This window comes from Allobosea sp. (assembly GCF_017308075.1).
Taxonomy (GTDB): Bacteria; Pseudomonadota; Alphaproteobacteria; order Rhizobiales; family Beijerinckiaceae; genus Allobosea.
Map to the genome: position 1 here is coordinate 1 of NZ_JAFKFX010000053.1, position 17,202 is coordinate 17,202.

The window sequence follows — 17,202 nt, forward strand, 5'->3', positions numbered from 1 at the left end:
CCACGCGACGCGGTCTTCGACATTTCGGGTGGCGAGCAGGCATTCGCAGCTTTCGAGGCCCGTTGCAAAAAGCTGCCCAGAAGCTGAGTGGTAGCGCGAGACCACCCTCGGCGCCTGCATCTGGGCATCGAACCCGTCCGGGATCTCGCCCCGCAGGATTCACAATCCGTTCTCGTTCGTCTATAGTGCTTTCCGAGATGGCGGAGGATCGGTCGTAGGCGCGCCCAGCGTCTTAGCCGATCTGGGTGATCCGTTAACTGACCACCGAAATCCGGGTTAGTGGTCAGCCTCCTGCAACTCTGACTGTTGCAGATGGTGCGGAAATGGTCGCAATCTCATAGCAGCGCAGGAAAGTTCCGGGGTCGAGGGCCTGCGCACCTACGACGCCCCAGCCTCTTCATCGCCAAGTCCCCACCCACCATCCATACACCGCAGCCCCAACCAGCAGAGCCAGGACCAGCAGCATCCTAGCGTCTGAGGGGCCGTAGCGCATGGGGCGCACTCTCAATCCATTTCGATGTCGACAGGCCCGCTGTCAGGGGCGCCCGGTTTCGAGCTAGGCGCCGGGACGCAATGCGTGAATATCGCTACGCTCTTTTTGGACTTCGCCATCTCGTAGCCGACTTTCCCGCACTCCACGTAGCTGGGGTAGGGGGCGGGGATAGTCGCGCAACCTATGCCCGTCGAAACTGCGGTGCACACAACAAGATAGAACCCCATCTCACGCCCCCTGCGCTCTGGCCGCCGCCCGCCCGGCGCTTGTAATGCGCCATGTCGGTCTTTCGACCAGCCCAACGCGCTCCTTGAACTGCTCGACATATCCGAGGCTAGCGAGTTCGCTCATCTCTGGCTCGCATGATCCTACCGGGACCGGAGCGCAGTCGACGAGGCGAAGCACGGATAGCTGAGACGGGGTGAAGGTGTCGGAGCGTGTCATGCTGCGGCCCTTTCCTGATCGGCAGAGCCGCCCCACTGATCGGCCATCGCCTCGGCAATGCCGGAGAAGAAGCGCGAGCGCTCACGCCACCGGTCGGGTCCGGGGCTCATGTGATGGACGCGAGGGGTACGGCCCTCGACAATGTTCGTCGGGGCAAGCGGCGGCAGGTTCTTCAGCCAGAGGCAGGTTCGCTTCACCTCGCCATGGCCGAACTGCCACGGCTGCACGCTCTGTGCTGGCTCCTGGTAGTTCTCGATCAGCGCCTTAGCATGCCGGTGCATGACCGGATTCTCGACGGCGATGCGCTCGATCGGCGCATTCCAGAACGCAGAGAACAGCGCCGCACCTTCGCGAAGCTCTTCCTGCATCTGCTCCGCGGTCTTGCCCGGTGGCGGAACGGACAGCCAGCGGACACCGGAATTGCACAGCCGCGTGCATGGTGGGTGCGCCACCATCAGCAGATCCCAACCGTCGTTCAGGATCTCCCGAGCATCACCGACGATATGCCGGTTGCTCCTGTCTTCCGCCGGGAGCAGATCGCAGGACCACGCGTCATGACCGCGCTCGGCAAAGGCACGGCGCACGATGCCGGAGAACTCGCAGGCGACGAGCACCTTGAGCGGGCGAGCACCACCCCCCGCCGAAAAGAGGATCGGGCGCTCACCCACGGCGCGCCTCCTCTGTCGAGGGGCGGGGGAGACGGTTTTCAGTGTTCTTGCTGGTTCTTGCTTCGTACACACCCGTTCTGGTTGATGCTGAAAACAAGATCTCAGCAGCGCCAACCGCTTGGCGGCTTCTACGCTGATACCGGGTTAATGATGCGGCATTTCCGGCCGATGGCGCGCTGAGTCCTCAGGCCGCATCGACGACTCGGCAGGCCGGCCGCTAACAGTCCGCCGGAAAGCCGGCGCGGCCGGTCCAGCGAGTTCGGGAACGAGACAATGCTACGTCACATCGTGTTCTTCACGGCGAAGGACCCCGCGCAGCGCGAGACGATCCTCCATGCCCTGCGCCGCCTCGGCGAGATCCCGCATTCGCTCGCCTTCGAGGTCGTCGCCAACGGCAAGATCGACCCCTACGGCAACGACATCGACATCGTCGTCTATGGCGAGTTCGCCGACGAGGCGGCGCTTCAGGCTTTCAAGGCGCATCCGATCTATGACGAGACCACCCGGCTCGTCCGCCCGATGCGCGAATTGCGCTACTCCGCCGATTTTCGCTCGACCTTGAGCTGATCGCCGTCCGGGAGAACCTGCGAGGAGGGACAGGGGACAACGCGCAAACGCAGACCGGCACGCACGCGCTGCCGTTGCCGCTCTCACGCCCGCAAGCTAAATCCGGATCATGACCGCGAACACGCTCCGCCTGGCCCTGGCCCAGCTCAACCCGACCGTCGGCGATGTCGCCGGCAATGCCGAGAAGGTCCGCGCCGCCAGGCGCGAGGCGGCGAGGCTCGGCGCCGAGCTGGTGATGTTCTCGGAACTCTTCCTCTCGGCCTATCCGCCGGAGGATCTGGTGCTGAAGCCAGCCTTCCAGGATGCCTGCCGCAAGGCCTGCGAGGAATTGGCGCGCGAGACCGCCGACGGCGGCCCGGCCGTGCTCCTCGGCCTGCCCTGGCTTGAGGACGGCAAGCTCTACAACGCCTATGCCCTGCTCGATGGCGGGCTGATCCAGTCGGTGCGCTTCAAGGTCGACCTGCCCAATTACGGCGTCTTCGACGAGAAGCGGGTGTTCGAGCCCGGTCCCTTGCCGGGGCCGGTGGTGTTCCGGGACAGGATCCGCCTGGGTATCCCGGTCTGCGAGGACATCTGGGGCGACGAGGTTGTCGAGTGCATCGCCGAGACCGGCGGCGAGATCCTGCTGGTGCCGAACGGCTCGCCTTTCCGCCGTGGCGTCATTGAGGAACGGCTCAACGTCGCCGTCGCCCGCGTCGTCGAGAGCGGTCTGCCGATGGTCTATCTCAACCAGCTCGGCGGCCAGGACGAACTGGTCTTCGAAGGCTCCTCCTTCGTCCTCAACGCCGACCGCAGCTTCGCCCACCAGCTTCCGGCCTTCCGCGAGGCGCTGGTCGTGACGCAATGGGAGCGCGGGCCCGAGGGCTGGCACTGCCAGCAAGGCGAGGTCACGGCCGTGGAGAGCGGCGACGAGGCCGATTATTCGGCCTGCGTCCTCGGGCTGCGCGACTATGTCGAGAAGAACCGCTTCCCCGGCGTCGTGCTCGGCCTCTCCGGCGGCATCGATTCCGCGATCTGCGCGGCGATGGCGGTCGACGCGCTCGGTGCGGAGCGCGTGCGCTGCGTGATGATGCCCTATCGCTTCACCTCGCAGGAGAGCCTGGACGACGCCAAGGCCTGCGCCGAGGCGCTCGGCGTCGCCTACGAGATCGTCCCGATCGCCGAGCCGGTCGAGGGCTTCGAGCGGGCGCTGGCCGGGCTCTTCGCCGGCACCAATCGCGGCCTCACCGAGGAGAACCTGCAGAGCCGGGTGCGCGGCACGCTGCTGATGTCGATCTCCAACAAGTTCGGGCCGATGGTGGTGACGACCGGCAACAAGTCGGAAATGTCCTGCGGCTACGCCACGCTCTATGGCGACATGAACGGCGGCTACAACCCGATCAAGGATCTCTACAAGACCGAGGTCTTCCGCCTGTCCGCGCTGCGCAACCGCTGGAAGCCGGTCGGCGCGCTCGGGCCGGATGGCGAGGTCATCCCCGAGAACATCATCGTCAAGCCACCGAGCGCCGAGCTGCGCGAGAACCAGAACGACCAGGACTCGCTGCCGCCCTATGACGTCCTCGACGACATCCTCGCCTGCCTGATCGAGCACGAGATGCGGCTTTCCGACATCGTCGCCCGCGGTCACGATCTCGAAACGGTGAAGAAGGTCGAGCGCCTGCTCTATCTCGCCGAGTACAAGCGCCGCCAGGCGGCGCCGGGCGTCAAGGTCACCCGCAAGAATTTCGGCCGCGACCGGCGCTATCCGATCGTCAACGGCTTCCGGGACCCCGGCAACGGCGCACACAAGCCCGATGCGACGCTGGTCAAGGGCGTCGGCAAGGCAGGCGGCGAGAGCTTCGATTTCTGATCGCTCCGGCGCAGTGGGAGTGCTGCGCGGTTACCCCGGGGCCTGACCGGATCGCATGAGGCCGTGCCGCCTCAGTGGGCGGGGGCCGGCTTTGCCCCCTCGGCCTTGTGGTGCTCGCCGAAGCGCTCGACCAGCGTGGCGCTGGCTTCGTTGAGGCCGATCATGGTGACCTCGGCGCCGGCGCCGCGGAACCGCAGCACAGCCTTGTCGAGCGCGCCGATCGCCGTGATGTCCCAGAAATGAGCCTGGCTGACGTCGATCGTCACGCGGCCGGGCGCGTCGTCGAAAGCGAAGCCGCGCAGGAAGCTCTCGCTCGAAGCGAAGAAGATCTGGCCGCGGACCAAATAGGTTGGCTCGGCCTCGTCGCCGCGCTTCTCGACCTGGACCAGCCGGGCGACCTTGCCGGCGAAGAACACACCCGAGAGCAGCACGCCGACGATCACGCCCTTGGCGAGATCGTGCGTTGCCACCGTGGTGATGACGGTCGCGAGCATGACGATGGAGGATGGCAGCGGATTGCGCCCGAGGTCGAGGATCGAGCGCCATGAGAAGGTGCCGATCGAGACCATGATCATCACCGCGACCAGCGCCGCCATCGGGATGATCCGGACGAGATCGTCGAGCACGAGGATCAGGAACAGCAGGAAAGCGCCGGCGACGAAGGTCGAGAGCCGGCCGCGCCCGCCCGAACGCACATTAATCACCGACTGGCCGATCATCGCACAGCCTCCCATGCCGCCGATCAACGCGGAGGCGATGTTGCTCGCGCCCTGGCCGTAGCATTCGCGGTTCTTGTTGCTCTGCGTCTCCGTCATGTCGTCGACGATCTGGGCGGTGAGGAGGGATTCGAGCAGGCCGACGGCCGCAAGAGCGAGCGAATAGGGGAAGATGATCCGCAGCGTCTCGAAGGTTAGCGGCACCTGCGGCAGCGTGAGCACCGGCAGCGTCGAGGGCAGTTCGCCGAGATCGCCGACGCGGCGCAGATCGAGTCCGGCCCACCACGCGACCAGCGTCAGCACCCCGATCGCGACCAGCGGCGAGGGGATCGCCTTCGTCAGATAGGGGAACAGGTAGATGATCGCGAGGCCGGCTGCGATCATCGCGTAGGTCAGCGAGGGCACGCCGATCAGCTCGGGCAACTGAGCCATGAAGATCAGGATCGCGAGCGCGTTGACGAAGCCCGTGATCACCGAGCGCGAGACGAAGTTCATCAGGCGTCCGAGCTTCAATGCGCCGGCTGCGAGTTGCAGCACGCCCATCAGAATGGTTGCGGCAAAGAGGTATTGCAGCCCGTGCTCCTTGACGAGCGTCACCATCAGCACGGCTGTGGCGGCCGTCGCGGCAGAGATCATGCCCGGCCGGCCGCCGAGGAAGGCAGAGACGCAGGCGATGGCGAAAGAGGCATAGAGGCCGACCTTGGGGTCGACGCCGGCGATGACGGAAAAGCCGATCGCTTCGGGGATGAGTGCGAGCGCGACGACGATGCCGGACAGCACGTCGCCACGGACATTGGAAAACCATTGCCTGCGATAGGTGGAATGCTTGGACATGAGGAAAATCCGCAAGAGACGTCAGCGCCCCGCCGTAAGGCGGGCCGGTCAGCCAGTCATTTGCGTGGTCCGGCGGATTGGCGGCCGGAAGAGCCACCCGGAGTTTCACCGGGTCCGATCGAATGGGCGCAAACTAGCGCGCTCCCGCATTGCGGCGCAACAGGACACGCCCCGCGCAGGCGGAATGGCGACGTGCCGTCCCGCGCGATGCCGCCTAGCCTGGAAGCGCTCCCTACAGCCAGAAGCCGCCGATCTGGTTGGCCGCGGGATTGGCGATGCAGGCGGTCATGCGGTCGAGCCAGATGCGCTGGTATTTGGCGTTCTGTCCGTGCTGGGTGTCGATGTCGTAGCGGCGCTGGATCAGCTTGACGCGGCGCTTGATGTGCAACTCGACGAGGCTGTTGAGCTGGGTGACCAGCCCGGCGATCGTCGGGGCGCGGGCGATGCTGAGTTGATGCGCCAGCGCCCGGCAGACGACGAAGCCGACATCGTAATGGAACTGCTCATGCGCGAGCAGGCCCGCATCCAAGGTCACGCCGATCCTGACCTGGGCGCTCGGCCAGACCTCGATCTCGTTGGGGACGCCGAAGGCGTAGTCCGTCCCGACCAGGCGGGCGCCCTTGTCGAAGATCTCGTATTCGAAGGCGGTGTAGGCGTCTTGCACCGTGCCGTCGGCCGGATCCATCACCACCGGCACCTGCAGGAAATCGCCTGGCTTGAGCTTCACCGGCAGGCGCATCGCGCTGACCACGACGCCGGCCGGCGCCGGATTGCTGGCCATGTGCAGGAAGGTCTTGCCGCCAGGGTCGACCCGCGAATCCGGGTTCGCGATCTTGAGGAAGACCTGCTGGTAGCGCCTGATTCCGCCGCGGGTCAGTGGTCCGCAATCACCGTCGACCTCGAGCAGCGCGATGCCGAGCGCCGCCGCATGCGGATTGATCATTGCCTGGACAAGGCGCGTGTCGGGAACGGTGTTCTTGCCGCCGAGCCCGACCGAAGCCGTGATGCTCATCCTCGCCTCCTCGCTCAGACAGCCCGCCACCCTCTGTCGCTAACCTTGCGTCAATCAGGGCGCCTGTCGACAGCCCCGGCAGCACGAAACGGCGATGCCCTTGCTCTCGCGCCCGTCCCGCGCGACAAGCGCCGGCCATGACCGTACCTTTCGTTCGCACCGCGCCGTCGCCGACCGGCTATCTCCACATCGGCAACGCCCGCTCCATCATGTTCAACTGGCTCTTCGCCATGCGTCATGGCGGGCGCTTCCTGCTGCGCTATGACGACACCGACAGGGTACGCTCGAAGCCCGAATTCGCCGCGGCGATCCCTGAGGATCTCGCCTGGCTCGGCGTGATCCCCGATGCCAGCATCAAGCAGTCGGAGCGGCTCGCCCTCTATGACGAGGCGGCCGAGCGCCTGCGCGCCGCCGGCCGGCTCTATCCCTGCTATGAGAGCGCCGACGAACTCGACCGCAAGCGCAAGCGCCAGCTCGCGCGTGGTTTGCCGCCGGTCTATGACCGCGCCGCGCTGAAGCTGACGGCGGCCGAGCGGGCGGCGCTGGAGGCCGAGGGCCGCAAACCGCATTGGCGCTTCCTGCTCGATTGGGAAGAGGTCGGCTGGAACGATCTGGTCCGCGGCCCCTCGCATGTCGACTGCGCCTCGCTTTCCGATCCGGTTCTGGTCCGCGAAGACGGCACCTACCCCTACACGCTGCCCTCGGTGGTCGACGATGTCGACATGGGCATCACCCATGTCATCCGCGGCGAGGACCACGTCACCAACACGGCGGTGCAGATCCAGATCATCCAGGCGCTCGGCGGCGCGCTGCCGATCTTCGGCCATCACAATCTCTTGACCACGGCGAGCGGCGAGGGGCTCTCCAAGCGCCTCGGCCATCTCTCGCTCAGGGGCTTGCGCGAGGCCGGCGTCGAGCCGCTCGCGGTTGCGGCGCTGGCGGTGCTGACCGGCACCTCCGATGCGGTACGACCCGTGGCGAGCCTCGACGAGCTCGCCGGGCTGGTCGAGTTCGCCCATGTCTCGCGCGCCCCGGCGAAATTCGACGAGCACGAGCTCGAGGCGCTCTCGGCGAGGACGCTGCATCATTTCGGGTTCGCCGCCGTCGCCGGTCGGCTGGCGGCGCTCGACATTCCCGCGACGGAACCTTTCTGGCTGGCGGTGCGCGGCAATCTCGCGCGGCTGAGCGATGCCGCTGGGTGGTGGCAGGTGGTCGAGGGTCCGATTACGCCCGAGATCGCCGACCCCGCCTTCGCCGCAGCTGCCGCGGCGTTGCTGCCGGCAGGGCCCTTCGATCAGACGACCTGGAAGAGCTGGACGCAGGCGGTCGCCGCCGCGACCGGGGCCAAGGGCAAGGCGCTGTTCATGCCGCTGCGCCAGGCGCTGACCGGGCTCGATCACGGCCCCGAGCTTGCGGCCCTGCTGCCGCTGATCGGGCGCGACAAGGCGCTGAAGCGGCTGGCCGGCGAGGCGGCCTGAGCGCGGAATTACTTCTGGAGCTCGCTGAAGGACTGAAGTCGGCCCGGTGCTGACGTGTCGAGGCAGTGCGCGATGGCATCGGCAACTGCTAGACGGGTGCCGATGCGACGGATCCTGACCCCGGGGAACGCTGGTCGCGGAAAAGCGACTTTGTTTCGCGCATTAGGGCAGCAGCTCGCGCTACCGGTCGTGCACTTGGATCGGCTGTTCCGGGAGCCGGTTGGGCCAAGGCCGACACAGAGGTTTTCCGCTGGCGCATCCGGCAAGCCATCTCTTGCGACGGCTGGATTCGCGAGGTGAACCATCGTTGCCAGAGTTTCGATTTGAGGCTCCCCGATGCCGATCTGGTTGTCTGGGCTATCCTAGCGAGAGCCGCCACTTTCTTTGCACCTCTTGTATCCACGCTTACGTCAGATAATGAACTCTGGCCGACAATGACCAATGAGGAGCCGGGGGGGCTACTATGAAACTACTTCGACCGTCGAGTGTGGTTGCGCTTCTGATAATTGCAGCGCCCGCGCTGGCTCAGCCGGCCGGCATGGGCGCAGGGTGCATCAAGGGCTACGAAGTCTACGCTGGATCCAAAGGCTCGAAGGCTTTCGCCAAGGGCAAGACCAAGGGTTGCGGCTATGCGTATGGCAAGGCGGACATCGCCGAAGCGCGCAAGGCCGCTCTCAACTTTTGCCGCGGGCACGGGGGCGATAGCTGCCGTGTGGTCGAAAGCAGCAGATAGCAAGGCGCGATCTCGCTGCCATCCAGGGCTGACGAAGCAGCCCCGGATCTGCGAGGTTCTGACCATCACCGTAGAGGCCCGCCGCCAACCAGCGGCGGGCTTTTCTCAGGTTGGAGGCATCGGGCAAGCATCACCGAACAGCCCGGCATGATTTGAGACGGTAAGCGGACTTTCAAGCGACCGATAACGACCGCTATCGACCCGAGTTGAGGCTGCTCCGGTCTTCGCCGGTCGTTCGGTCCGATGCTATAATACTGAGATAGATCACGTGGCCGCGTCCGAACGGACGTGCGGCGATCTAATGTCCACATCGGCGATAAGCGCTGCCACGTCGCGGCGGTCCAGCCATACATGTGCGGGACAATACGTGCCCTCTCTCAATCATGCCGGTGCATCGCCGATTCATGCTTGGTGTCGCGCATGGTCGAATAGACCAGGAGCGAGATGAAGATCATGCCGGCGAGATAGTAGTAGAACCATTGCTCATGGCCCTGCTGCTTGAAGAACAGGGCGATGGCGGGCGCCGTGCCGCCGAAGATCGAGACCGTCACCGCATAGGGCAGGGCGACGCCGGTCGCCCGGATCGAGGTCGGGAACAATTCGGCCTTCACCACCGCGTTGATCGAGGTATAGCCGGCGACGAAGACCCAGGCGCCGGCGATCAGCAGGAAGGCGACGAAGGGCGACTTGGTGTGCGAGAGGGTCGTCAGGATCGGCACGGTCAAAAGGGCACCGGCGAGGCCGAAGAACACCAGCAGCGGCTTGCGGCCGATCCGGTCGGAGATCCAGCCATAGAGCGGCTGCAGGATCAGCGCGAAGATCAGCGATCCCGCGATGACATAGGTGGTGGTGATATCGGAGAGGCCGACCGTCTGCTTCACGAAGGTCTGCATATAGGTGGTGAAGGTGTAGAAGGCGGCGGTGCCGCCGGCGGTGAGCCCGACCACGATCGCGACCTCGCGGGGATAGCGCGTGAGGCCGCGCAGCGAGCTCTCCTTGTTCGGCCCGGCCTTCTTGGCCGCGACGAAGGCTTCGGTCTCGTGCATGTGCCGGCGCATGAACATCGCGGTGATCGCGAGCAGGGCGCCGATCACGAAGGGGATGCGCCAGCCCCATGCCACCAGTTGTTCATGCGTCAGGAAGACGTTCTGCAGGAGCAGCAACACCAGGATGGCGGTCAGCTGGCCGCCGATCAGTGTGACGTACTGGAAACTCGAATAAAAGCCGCGATGCTCGGGATGGGCGATCTCCGTGAGATAGGTGGCGCTGGCGCCGTATTCGCCGCCGAGGCTGAGGCCCTCGATCACCCGGGCCAGCGCCAGCATCACCGGTGCGGCAAAGCCGATGCTCGCATAGGTCGGCGTCACCGCGATGATCAGCGAGCCGAAGCACATCATCACCACCGAGAGCGTCAGCGAGAGCCGGCGGCCATAGCGGTCGGCGAGATGCCCGAAGAGCCAGCCACCGAGCGGGCGCACGATGAAGCCGGCGGCGAAGAGCGTGGCGGCGTTGAGCTGCTGCACCACGGGATCGCTGGACGGGAAGAAATGTGGCGCGAAGTACAGCGCGAAGGCGGTGTAGGCGTAGAAATCGTACCATTCGACGAGATTTCCGACAGAGCCGATGAAGATCGCCTTGAGGCGCCTGCCGGTGTCCGCGAGATCCATGCCGCCATCAGCGGTGATTGCCGGTTCCGACATAGCCTTGCTCCGCGCTCAGTCCGGTCCGAGCGAGCGGATCGCTCAGGCGCGGGTCATAAACGCGCAAGCTCGCCAGACGTTCCGCCTGCGCGATGAGGATCGTGCAGGACTGCTCTGCCCACGCAGCATGTTGCGGATGATAGCGGCCCGCCCGCGTTGACGCCTGCATCACCTTGCGGCAAAGCACCCGGCCCCAATGATCCGTCCCGATCAGCCAGCCCCAGACCGGTCGCCGCGATGCCCGCCTTTTCCCTTGCGATCTTCGATTATGACGGGACGTTGGCCGACAGCTTTCCGTGGTTCTGCTCGGTGCTCAACCAGACGGCGCGCCAGTTCGGCTTCCGGGAGGTCGCCGCGGGCGAGGCCGACGCGCTTCGCGCACTCGAATCACGCGAGATCATGGCTCGCCTCGGCGTGCCCTTGTGGAAGCTGCCGGTTATCGCGGTGCATATGCGCCGGCTGAGCGCCGAGGCGGGGGATGCGGTGCCGCTCTTTCCGGGCGTCGAACCGATGCTCGCGAGCCTGGCGGCCAGCGGCGTGACGATCGCGATCGTGAGCTCCAACGGCGAGGAAGCTATTCGCGGCACGCTCGGCCCGGCGGCGAGCCATGTGAGCCATTTCGACTGTGGTGCGTCGCTCTGGGGCAAGAGCGCCAAGTTCAAGGCGGTCATCGCGAAGGCCGGGGCTCTCAGCCAGCGCACGATCTCGATCGGCGACGAGATCCGCGACATCGATGCGGCGCGGCGGGCCGGCATTGCGGCTGGCGCGGTGACCTTCGGCTACAACACGGCAGCGTCGCTGCGGGCGCGGGGGCCTGATCTGATCTTCGACAGCTATGAAGAGCTGACAGCGAAGCTTACGGCCTGATCAGGGCCGGGCGGTCGCGCCGACGCCGAGATTGGGCGCGAGGTTCGGCGCGACGATCCGCACCGTGCGGCGCTCGCCGGTAACGCTCTTGCTCTCGCGCTTCAGCCCGTCGCCCTGCTGCACCGTCTTCTCGCTATCGATCCTTTGCGGGCCGACGCCGGCGGATTCGGTGCTCGCCGTCGGCACATTGGCGTCCGCCGTGGGTTCGTCGCCGGGGGCGGCCTGGAGCACGGTCGGGGCAGGCGCCGCGGGCGCCGGCTTGGCCTCCGGCGCATTGGCGGCGCCCTTCTTGCCGCGCGCCGGTGCCTCCGGCTTCGGTCGCGACATCTCCAGCGAGCGCTGCTCGGTGACGATGATGTCGCCCTTGCGCTGCTCGATCAGGCTCTCGGCGTCCTGCAGGGCCTGGGCCCAGCTCTGGCCGGGGGCCCGGCAGGTGCAGGTCGCGTCGAAGCTGCGGGTATATTTCAGGGCGTTCGGCAGCGAGGCATAGGGCGTGCCGGTGCTGCGCGAGACCGCGTTCTGGATGTCGCCGCCATTGCTCATGCCGAAGGCGAGCGTCTCGGTGCCGGGGCAGAGCGCCTGGCACATCTCGTCCTGGCCTTCGCGGCCGCCGGGGCTGTTGGCGAGGGGAAAGAAATAGCCGTCGCAGGTGCGGACGCAGACGCTGTAGGGGCCACCCTGGCGCGGCTGGCTTTCGCCGGGGTCCAGCGGATCGGGATCGAGCTCGGGCATGGTGGAGTCGATCTCGCCGCGGCGCGGCTCGATGCCGAAGATCGTCTCGAAGAAGCCGCGGCGCTGCTCGCGGCAGTTATTGTCGATGAGGGCGGCGAGCTGGGCGCGGCGCTGCTCGATGCCACCGTTCTGCGCCTGCCGCTGCAAGGCGCCGTACTGGGCCTCGAGCTGGCCGAGCTGGGCCCGGATGCCACCGCATTGCGGCGGTGTCTGCTCGCCGAAGAACAGGAAGCCGCCGCGGTCACACCCCATCGAACGGTATTGCCCGGAGAGTCGGGCGATCTGCGACGCGACGCGCTGCGCCGCCTGTGCGGCGCGGGGATCGCCGCCCCGCTGTCCCTGCAGGCTCGCCAGTTCGGCACGCCAGTTGTTGCAGGCGGGCGATTGCGCGACGGCCGCACCGGTCAGCGCGGCGAGCGCCAGAGCCGGGGCGAGGAGACGTCGGAGCGTAGCGAAGATCATCGGAGGACGCGTCTGAACCCTTGTTGGCCATCGGGCGCCGCTGGTGGCGCGCAGTGTTCGAGCACATGTCACAAAGGCGACGGAACTATGGAGCCTTAGCCACGCAGATTCGCATCTGCATGCCAGACGAAGGCCGAGATGGCATATTTACGGGATGTCGACAATCGCCCGTGCCACCGCTCGTCCTTCAGGAGAGGGCAGTCCGAGGCCCCATCCGCGAGGCAAAGGGCGTGGTGGTGCGGGGCCTGCCAAACGACTAGAAGCGAAGGCAGCGCGGACCGTCGTCCCGCGCATTCCTCGATCAGGCGAAGCGAACCATGCCCCTCCATCAAGCGCTCGACGAGGCGTTCATCCCTGAACTGCCGAACTATTATCGCGGCAAGGTCCGCGAGAACTACGACCTGCCTGACGGCCGGCGCATCCTGATCTCGACCGACCGGCTCAGCGCTTTCGACCGCGCCATCGCCGCGATCCCGCTGAAAGGGCAGGTGCTGACGCAGGTCGCCCGCTACTGGTTCGAGAACACCGCCGACATCTGCCCCAACCACGTGCTCGAATACCCCGATCCCAATGTCGTGGTCGGCAAGCGGCTCGATATCCTTCCGGTCGAGGTGATCGTGCGCGGCTATCTCGCCGGCACCACCGGCACCTCGGTGCTGACGCTCTACAAGGAGGGCAGGCGCGAGATCTACGGCATGCGTTTCCCCGATGGCATGCGCGACAACGAGAAGCTGCCCGAGGCGATCATCACCCCGACCAGCAAGGCGTTCGATGGCGGCCATGACGAGCCGCTCTCGGCGCAGGGGATCGTCGACAGCGGTCTTCTGACCAGGAAGCAATGGGACACGGTATCGGAGTATGCGCTGGCGCTTTTCGCCCGCGGGCAGAAGCTGGCCGCCGAGCGCGGCCTGATCCTGGCCGACACCAAATACGAGTTCGGCACCGACAAGGACGGCAACATCCTGCTGGCCGATGAAATCCATACGCCGGATTCCAGCCGTTACTGGTTCGCCGGCAGCTATGCGGCGCGCTTCGCCGCCGGCGAGAAGCCCGAGAGCTTCGACAAGGATTTCGTGCGCAACTGGGTGGTGGCGCGCTGCGATCCCTACAAGGAGGACTTGCCGCCGATCCCCGACGAGCTGATCGCGCAGACCAGCGCGGTCTATGTGAAGGCCTTCGAGACGATCACCGGCACGGCCTTCGTCGCACCGCCCGCCGACGAGTCGCCGCTGGCGCGGATCAGGCGCAACCTCGCCAAGTATTTTTAGGCGCGGGCTCGCGGCCGCCCGTACTGCGGAATGCGCCTCTGCCTTTTTGGGCGATCAGGCGCCTTCCTCGTGATAGGTGCCGGCCAGAAGCCGCCCGCGCTCGGTCAGCACCGCAAGTACGCGCTCGAAGGTCCGCAGCTCGTCGGCGGCGATGCCCTCGGTCCAGCGCTGCTCGAAGGCGAGCGCCAGCGGCACGATCTGGGCGTAAACCCGCGCTCCGGCGGCTGTCAGCGAGACGAAGGATTCGCGCCGGTCGGCCCGGTTCTCGCTGCGCGCCACGAGGCCGCGCTGGTCGAGTCCGGAGACGGCGCGCGAGACCTTGGTCTTGTGCATTTGCGAGAGTTCGCCGATGTCGCGCGAGGTCATCCGCCCGAATTCGCCGAGCTGGGCGATCACCCGCCATTCCGGGATGCCGATACCGAATTTCTCGCCATAGATTCGCGCCAGCGCCCGGCTCGCGAACACCGCCGCCACATTGATGCGGTAGGGTACGAACTGCTCGAGATGCAGGGCGTGCTCGCCGTCTGCCATGGTCGGTTTCATTGACATTAGTTTCACTTGCAACTAACCAGCAGCGGACGGGCAGCGGGCATGGAGCGGATGGAAGCCGGTTTTCGCAGAAGCCGTGCGCCATTTCCACATCCCCTGCCTGAAGCGCGATCATTGTCGGACCGGTGCCGCTGCAAAAGGCGCCGACGGCCAGGGAGGAAGCAGCCATGAACGTCCAGACGACGTCGCTCTCGGCGATCGGCCAGCAGGTCCAGAACGGACTGCGCTACATGTCGGGCTTCGGCAATTCCTTCGAGACCGAGAGCCTGCCGGGGGCGCTGCCGATCGGTCGCAACTCGCCGCAGAAGGCGGCTTACGGGCTCTATGCCGAGCAGCTCTCCGGCTCGCCCTTCACCGCCCCACGCTCGACCAATGAGCGTTCCTGGCTCTACCGCATCCGACCGAGCGTCAAGCATGGCGGCCGCTGGACGCTCGTCGACAAGGGGCTGGTCCGCACCGCGCCCTGCCGCGACGAGACCAAGCCTTCTCTGGGCCCGTTGCGCTGGAGCCCGATCCCGCTTCCGCAGGAGAAGCTGACCTTCCTCACCGGCCTGCGCACCCTGACCACCGCCGGCGACGGCGACGCCCAGGCCGGCATGGCCGCGCACATGGTCTTCGTCACCGCCTCGATGGAGCGCGAGTACCTGTTCTGCGCCGATGGCGAGCTCCTGGTCGTCGCACAGGAGGGCCGCCTGCGCTTCTTCACCGAGTTCGGCATCATCGAGATCGAGCCCGGCGAGATCTGCGTCATCCCGCGCGGCGTCGTCTTCCGCTGCGAGCTGATCGACGGGCCGGCCCGCGCCTATGTCTGCGAGAATTACGGCGGCGGCTTCACCCTGCCGGATCGCGGGCCGATCGGCGCCAACTGCCTCGCCAATCCCCGCGACTTCCTGACCCCGGTCGCGGCCTATGAGGATATCGAAGAGCCCTCGACCCTCTACGCCAAATGGGGCGGCGAGATCTTCTCGACGGAGCTCGGCCAGTCGCCGCTCGACGTCGTCGCCTGGCACGGCAATTACGCGCCCTACAAATACGATCTGCGGCATTATTCGCCGGTCGGCGCGATCTCCTTCGACCATCCCGACCCGTCGATCTTCACCGTGCTGACCGCGCCCTCGGAGACGCCCGGCACCGCCAATATCGACTTCGTGATCTTCCCCGAGCGCTGGATGGTGGCGGAAAACACCTTCCGGCCGCCCTGGTACCACCGCAACATCATGTCGGAGTTCATGGGGCTGATCTACGGCGTCTACGACGCCAAGCCCGAGGGCTTCACGCCCGGCGGCTTCAGCCTGCACAACATGATGCTGCCGCACGGGCCGGACACCCAGGCCTTCGAGCATGCGAGCACGGTCGAGCTCAAGCCGGTCAAGCTCACCGGCACCATGGCCTTCATGTTCGAGACGCGCTTCGCCCAGCGCGTCACCGGCTATGCCGCCGGCCTGCCGGAGCTGCAGGAGAACTATGCCGATTGCTGGAGCGGGCTGAACAAGCGCTTTGATCCGAACAAGCGCGAGGCCTGGTGAGCTCCGCTGTCACTCCGGCCCTTCGCGCAGCGAAGGGCCCGGAATTCTCAGCGGCGTTTTTTTCGTCATGGTCGGGCCTGTCCCGACCATCTACGTTTTCCCTCGCCGAAAGCGGTGTCCAAGACGTGGATGCTCGCCACAAGGGCGAGCATGACGAGTTGGAGAAGCGTTGCGCCTCAGCGCGACTTCAGCCGGTTCATGAAGGCGTCGTAGGAGAGCTCCGCGACCTGCCACCAGAGCAGGTTCTCGCCGCGGAAGGCGACCATCGACTCATAGCCCTTCTTGAACAGCTCGCTCTTGGCCGAGGTCTCGGCGTAGTACTCTTCGGCCGCCTTGAGCGAGGCTTCCATGATCGGCTGCGGGAAGGCCCGGAGCTGCGCGCCCTGGCCGACCAGCCGGCGCAGGCCGCCGGGATTCACGGCGTCGTATTTCGCCAGCATCCAGTTATTGGCCGCCTCGCAGGCATGGTAGACCATGGCCTGGTAGTGCTTGGGCAGCTTGTTCCACTGCTCCTGGTTCATGACGAGGTGCAGCATGGCGCCGCCCTCCCACCAGCCGGGATAGTAGTAATAGGGCGCGACCTTCACGAAGCCGAGCTTCTCGTCGTCATAGGGGCCGACGAATTCGGCGGCATCGATCGTGCCGCGCTCCAGCGCCGGATAGACGTCGCCGGGGGCGATCTGGGTCGGCACCACGCCGAGCTTGGCGAGCACCGAGCCGCCCATCCCGCCGATGCGGAATTTGAGGCCCTTGAGGTCGTCGACCGTCTTCAGCTCCTTGCGGAAGAAGCCGCCCATCTGGCAGCCGGAATTGCCGCAGGGGATCGCGTAGGCGTTGAACTTGGCCAGGGCCTCGTTGATGATCTGCTCGCCGCCGCCGAAATACCACCAGCTATGCTGCTGGCGGGCGTTCAGGCCGAAGGGAATGCCGGTGCCGAGGCCGAAGGCCGGCTCCTTGCCGATGTAGAAATAGGTCGGGGTATGGGCGCATTCGACCGTGCCGGAGCTGACCGCGTCGAGTGCCTGCAGGCCGGGGACGATCTCGCCGGCCGAGAAGGTCTGGACCTGGAACCGGCCGTCGGTGGCGTCCGACATGAACTTGGCGAACTGCTGGGCGGTGCCGAAGATCGTGTCGAGCTGCTTGGGGAAGCTCGAGGTCAGCCGCCATTTCACTTCGGGCATCGACTGGGCGATCGCCGGCATCGCGATCGAGGTCGCAGCGGCGGCGAGCGCCCCAGTTTTCAAAAACGTGCGGCGTTCCATATGGTCTCCTCCCGAAAGCTCGTTGCGCTCTTCATGGCGTGT

14 protein-coding genes and 1 other annotated feature are annotated in these 17,202 nt (G+C 66.1%); of the genes, 7 read left to right on the plus strand and 7 right to left on the minus strand.

Annotated elements, in window-relative coordinates:
- Positions 1 to 933: 933 nt before the first annotated feature.
- Positions 934 to 1,605 (minus strand): hypothetical protein, encoded by a 672-nt coding sequence (locus J0J10_RS25130; RefSeq protein ID WP_291650138.1) that lies wholly within the window; start codon positions 1,603 to 1,605, stop codon positions 934 to 936.
- Between the two features lie 273 nt (positions 1,606 to 1,878).
- Between J0J10_RS25130 and J0J10_RS25135 the strand changes: the two genes are divergently transcribed.
- The gene (locus tag J0J10_RS25135; RefSeq protein WP_291642752.1) at positions 1,879 to 2,172 is read left to right on the plus strand and encodes a Dabb family protein; all 294 of its coding nucleotides are present in this window, start codon (positions 1,879 to 1,881) and stop codon (positions 2,170 to 2,172) included.
- Between the two features lie 109 nt (positions 2,173 to 2,281).
- A complete protein-coding gene (locus tag J0J10_RS25140) occupies positions 2,282 to 4,021 on the plus strand; it encodes an NAD+ synthase (protein WP_291650139.1) in 1,740 nt (579 codons plus the stop codon).
- Between the two features lie 71 nt (positions 4,022 to 4,092).
- Here the strand turns inward: J0J10_RS25140 and J0J10_RS25145 are convergent, their stop codons facing one another.
- Both J0J10_RS25145 and J0J10_RS25150 read right to left on the minus strand, forming a co-directional pair.
- Positions 4,093 to 5,571, minus strand: a complete 1,479-nt coding sequence (locus J0J10_RS25145; protein ID WP_291650141.1) for a SulP family inorganic anion transporter — start codon at positions 5,569 to 5,571, stop codon at positions 4,093 to 4,095.
- Between the two features lie 63 nt (positions 5,572 to 5,634).
- Positions 5,635 to 5,690, minus strand: a sequence feature (sul1 is cis-regulatory element that is thought to sense ions involved in sulfur or methionine metabolism; They are found in Alphaproteobacteria).
- A 113-nt stretch (positions 5,691 to 5,803) separates the two neighbouring features.
- A complete protein-coding gene (locus tag J0J10_RS25150; protein WP_291650143.1) occupies positions 5,804 to 6,583 on the minus strand; it encodes a hypothetical protein in 780 nt (259 codons plus the stop codon).
- A gap of 137 nt (positions 6,584 to 6,720) precedes the next feature.
- On the opposite strand from J0J10_RS25150, the gene gltX reads away from it, so the two are divergent.
- Both gltX and J0J10_RS25160 read left to right on the plus strand, forming a co-directional pair.
- Positions 6,721 to 8,061, plus strand: a complete 1,341-nt coding sequence (gene gltX / locus J0J10_RS25155) for a glutamate--tRNA ligase (RefSeq protein ID WP_291650145.1) — start codon at positions 6,721 to 6,723, stop codon at positions 8,059 to 8,061.
- A 463-nt stretch (positions 8,062 to 8,524) separates the two neighbouring features.
- Positions 8,525 to 8,794: a hypothetical protein gene (locus J0J10_RS25160; RefSeq protein ID WP_291650147.1), complete on the plus strand. Its 270-nt coding sequence runs from the start codon at positions 8,525 to 8,527 to the stop codon at positions 8,792 to 8,794.
- 377 nt (positions 8,795 to 9,171) lie between these two features.
- On the opposite strand, the gene J0J10_RS25165 is transcribed toward J0J10_RS25160, so the two are convergent.
- Positions 9,172 to 10,494 carry an MFS transporter gene (locus J0J10_RS25165; protein ID WP_291650148.1) on the minus strand — a complete coding sequence of 441 codons (1,323 nt, stop codon included), beginning with the start codon at positions 10,492 to 10,494 and terminating at the stop codon, positions 9,172 to 9,174.
- A gap of 237 nt (positions 10,495 to 10,731) precedes the next feature.
- Between J0J10_RS25165 and J0J10_RS25170 the strand changes: the two genes are divergently transcribed.
- Positions 10,732 to 11,361 (plus strand): HAD hydrolase-like protein, encoded by a 630-nt coding sequence (locus J0J10_RS25170; RefSeq protein ID WP_291636525.1) that lies wholly within the window; start codon positions 10,732 to 10,734, stop codon positions 11,359 to 11,361.
- On the opposite strand, the gene J0J10_RS25175 is transcribed toward J0J10_RS25170, so the two are convergent.
- The gene (locus J0J10_RS25175; RefSeq protein WP_291636527.1) at positions 11,362 to 12,555 is read right to left on the minus strand and encodes a DUF2865 domain-containing protein; all 1,194 of its coding nucleotides are present in this window, start codon (positions 12,553 to 12,555) and stop codon (positions 11,362 to 11,364) included.
- A 317-nt stretch (positions 12,556 to 12,872) separates the two neighbouring features.
- Between J0J10_RS25175 and J0J10_RS25180 the strand changes: the two genes are divergently transcribed.
- Positions 12,873 to 13,823, plus strand: a complete 951-nt coding sequence (locus tag J0J10_RS25180; protein ID WP_291650150.1) for a phosphoribosylaminoimidazolesuccinocarboxamide synthase — start codon at positions 12,873 to 12,875, stop codon at positions 13,821 to 13,823.
- A gap of 54 nt (positions 13,824 to 13,877) precedes the next feature.
- Here the strand turns inward: J0J10_RS25180 and J0J10_RS25185 are convergent, their stop codons facing one another.
- Positions 13,878 to 14,354, minus strand: coding sequence for a MarR family winged helix-turn-helix transcriptional regulator (locus J0J10_RS25185; RefSeq protein ID WP_291650153.1), 477 nt, complete (start codon positions 14,352 to 14,354; stop codon positions 13,878 to 13,880).
- Positions 14,355 to 14,539: 185 nt separating this feature from the next.
- On the opposite strand from J0J10_RS25185, the gene hmgA reads away from it, so the two are divergent.
- Positions 14,540 to 15,898, plus strand: coding sequence for a homogentisate 1,2-dioxygenase (hmgA, locus tag J0J10_RS25190; protein ID WP_291650154.1), 1,359 nt, complete (start codon positions 14,540 to 14,542; stop codon positions 15,896 to 15,898).
- A gap of 176 nt (positions 15,899 to 16,074) precedes the next feature.
- Here the strand turns inward: hmgA and J0J10_RS25195 are convergent, their stop codons facing one another.
- Positions 16,075 to 17,160 carry a TRAP transporter substrate-binding protein gene (locus J0J10_RS25195; RefSeq protein WP_291650156.1) on the minus strand — a complete coding sequence of 362 codons (1,086 nt, stop codon included), beginning with the start codon at positions 17,158 to 17,160 and terminating at the stop codon, positions 16,075 to 16,077.
- Between the last annotated feature and the right edge of the window lie 42 nt (positions 17,161 to 17,202).

Bases quoted from the DNA above. Each gene is read 5' to 3' on its own strand.
- J0J10_RS25185 (WP_291650153.1), bottom strand. From the start codon at position 14,354: ATGGCAGACGGCGAGCACGCCCTGCATCTCGAGCAGTTCGTACCCTAC.
- J0J10_RS25170 (WP_291636525.1), top strand. From the start codon at position 10,732: ATGCCCGCCTTTTCCCTTGCGATCTTCGATTATGACGGGACGTTGGCC.
- J0J10_RS25150 (WP_291650143.1), bottom strand. From the start codon at position 6,583: ATGAGCATCACGGCTTCGGTCGGGCTCGGCGGCAAGAACACCGTTCCC.
- J0J10_RS25195 (WP_291650156.1), bottom strand. From the start codon at position 17,160: ATGGAACGCCGCACGTTTTTGAAAACTGGGGCGCTCGCCGCCGCTGCG.
- J0J10_RS25135 (WP_291642752.1), top strand. From the start codon at position 1,879: ATGCTACGTCACATCGTGTTCTTCACGGCGAAGGACCCCGCGCAGCGC.
- hmgA (WP_291650154.1), top strand. From the start codon at position 14,540: ATGAACGTCCAGACGACGTCGCTCTCGGCGATCGGCCAGCAGGTCCAG.
- J0J10_RS25145 (WP_291650141.1), bottom strand. From the start codon at position 5,571: ATGTCCAAGCATTCCACCTATCGCAGGCAATGGTTTTCCAATGTCCGT.
- J0J10_RS25180 (WP_291650150.1), top strand. From the start codon at position 12,873: ATGCCCCTCCATCAAGCGCTCGACGAGGCGTTCATCCCTGAACTGCCG.
- gltX (WP_291650145.1), top strand. From the start codon at position 6,721: ATGACCGTACCTTTCGTTCGCACCGCGCCGTCGCCGACCGGCTATCTC.
- J0J10_RS25165 (WP_291650148.1), bottom strand. From the start codon at position 10,494: ATGTCGGAACCGGCAATCACCGCTGATGGCGGCATGGATCTCGCGGAC.
- J0J10_RS25160 (WP_291650147.1), top strand. From the start codon at position 8,525: ATGAAACTACTTCGACCGTCGAGTGTGGTTGCGCTTCTGATAATTGCA.
- J0J10_RS25140 (WP_291650139.1), top strand. From the start codon at position 2,282: ATGACCGCGAACACGCTCCGCCTGGCCCTGGCCCAGCTCAACCCGACC.
- J0J10_RS25175 (WP_291636527.1), bottom strand. From the start codon at position 12,555: ATGATCTTCGCTACGCTCCGACGTCTCCTCGCCCCGGCTCTGGCGCTC.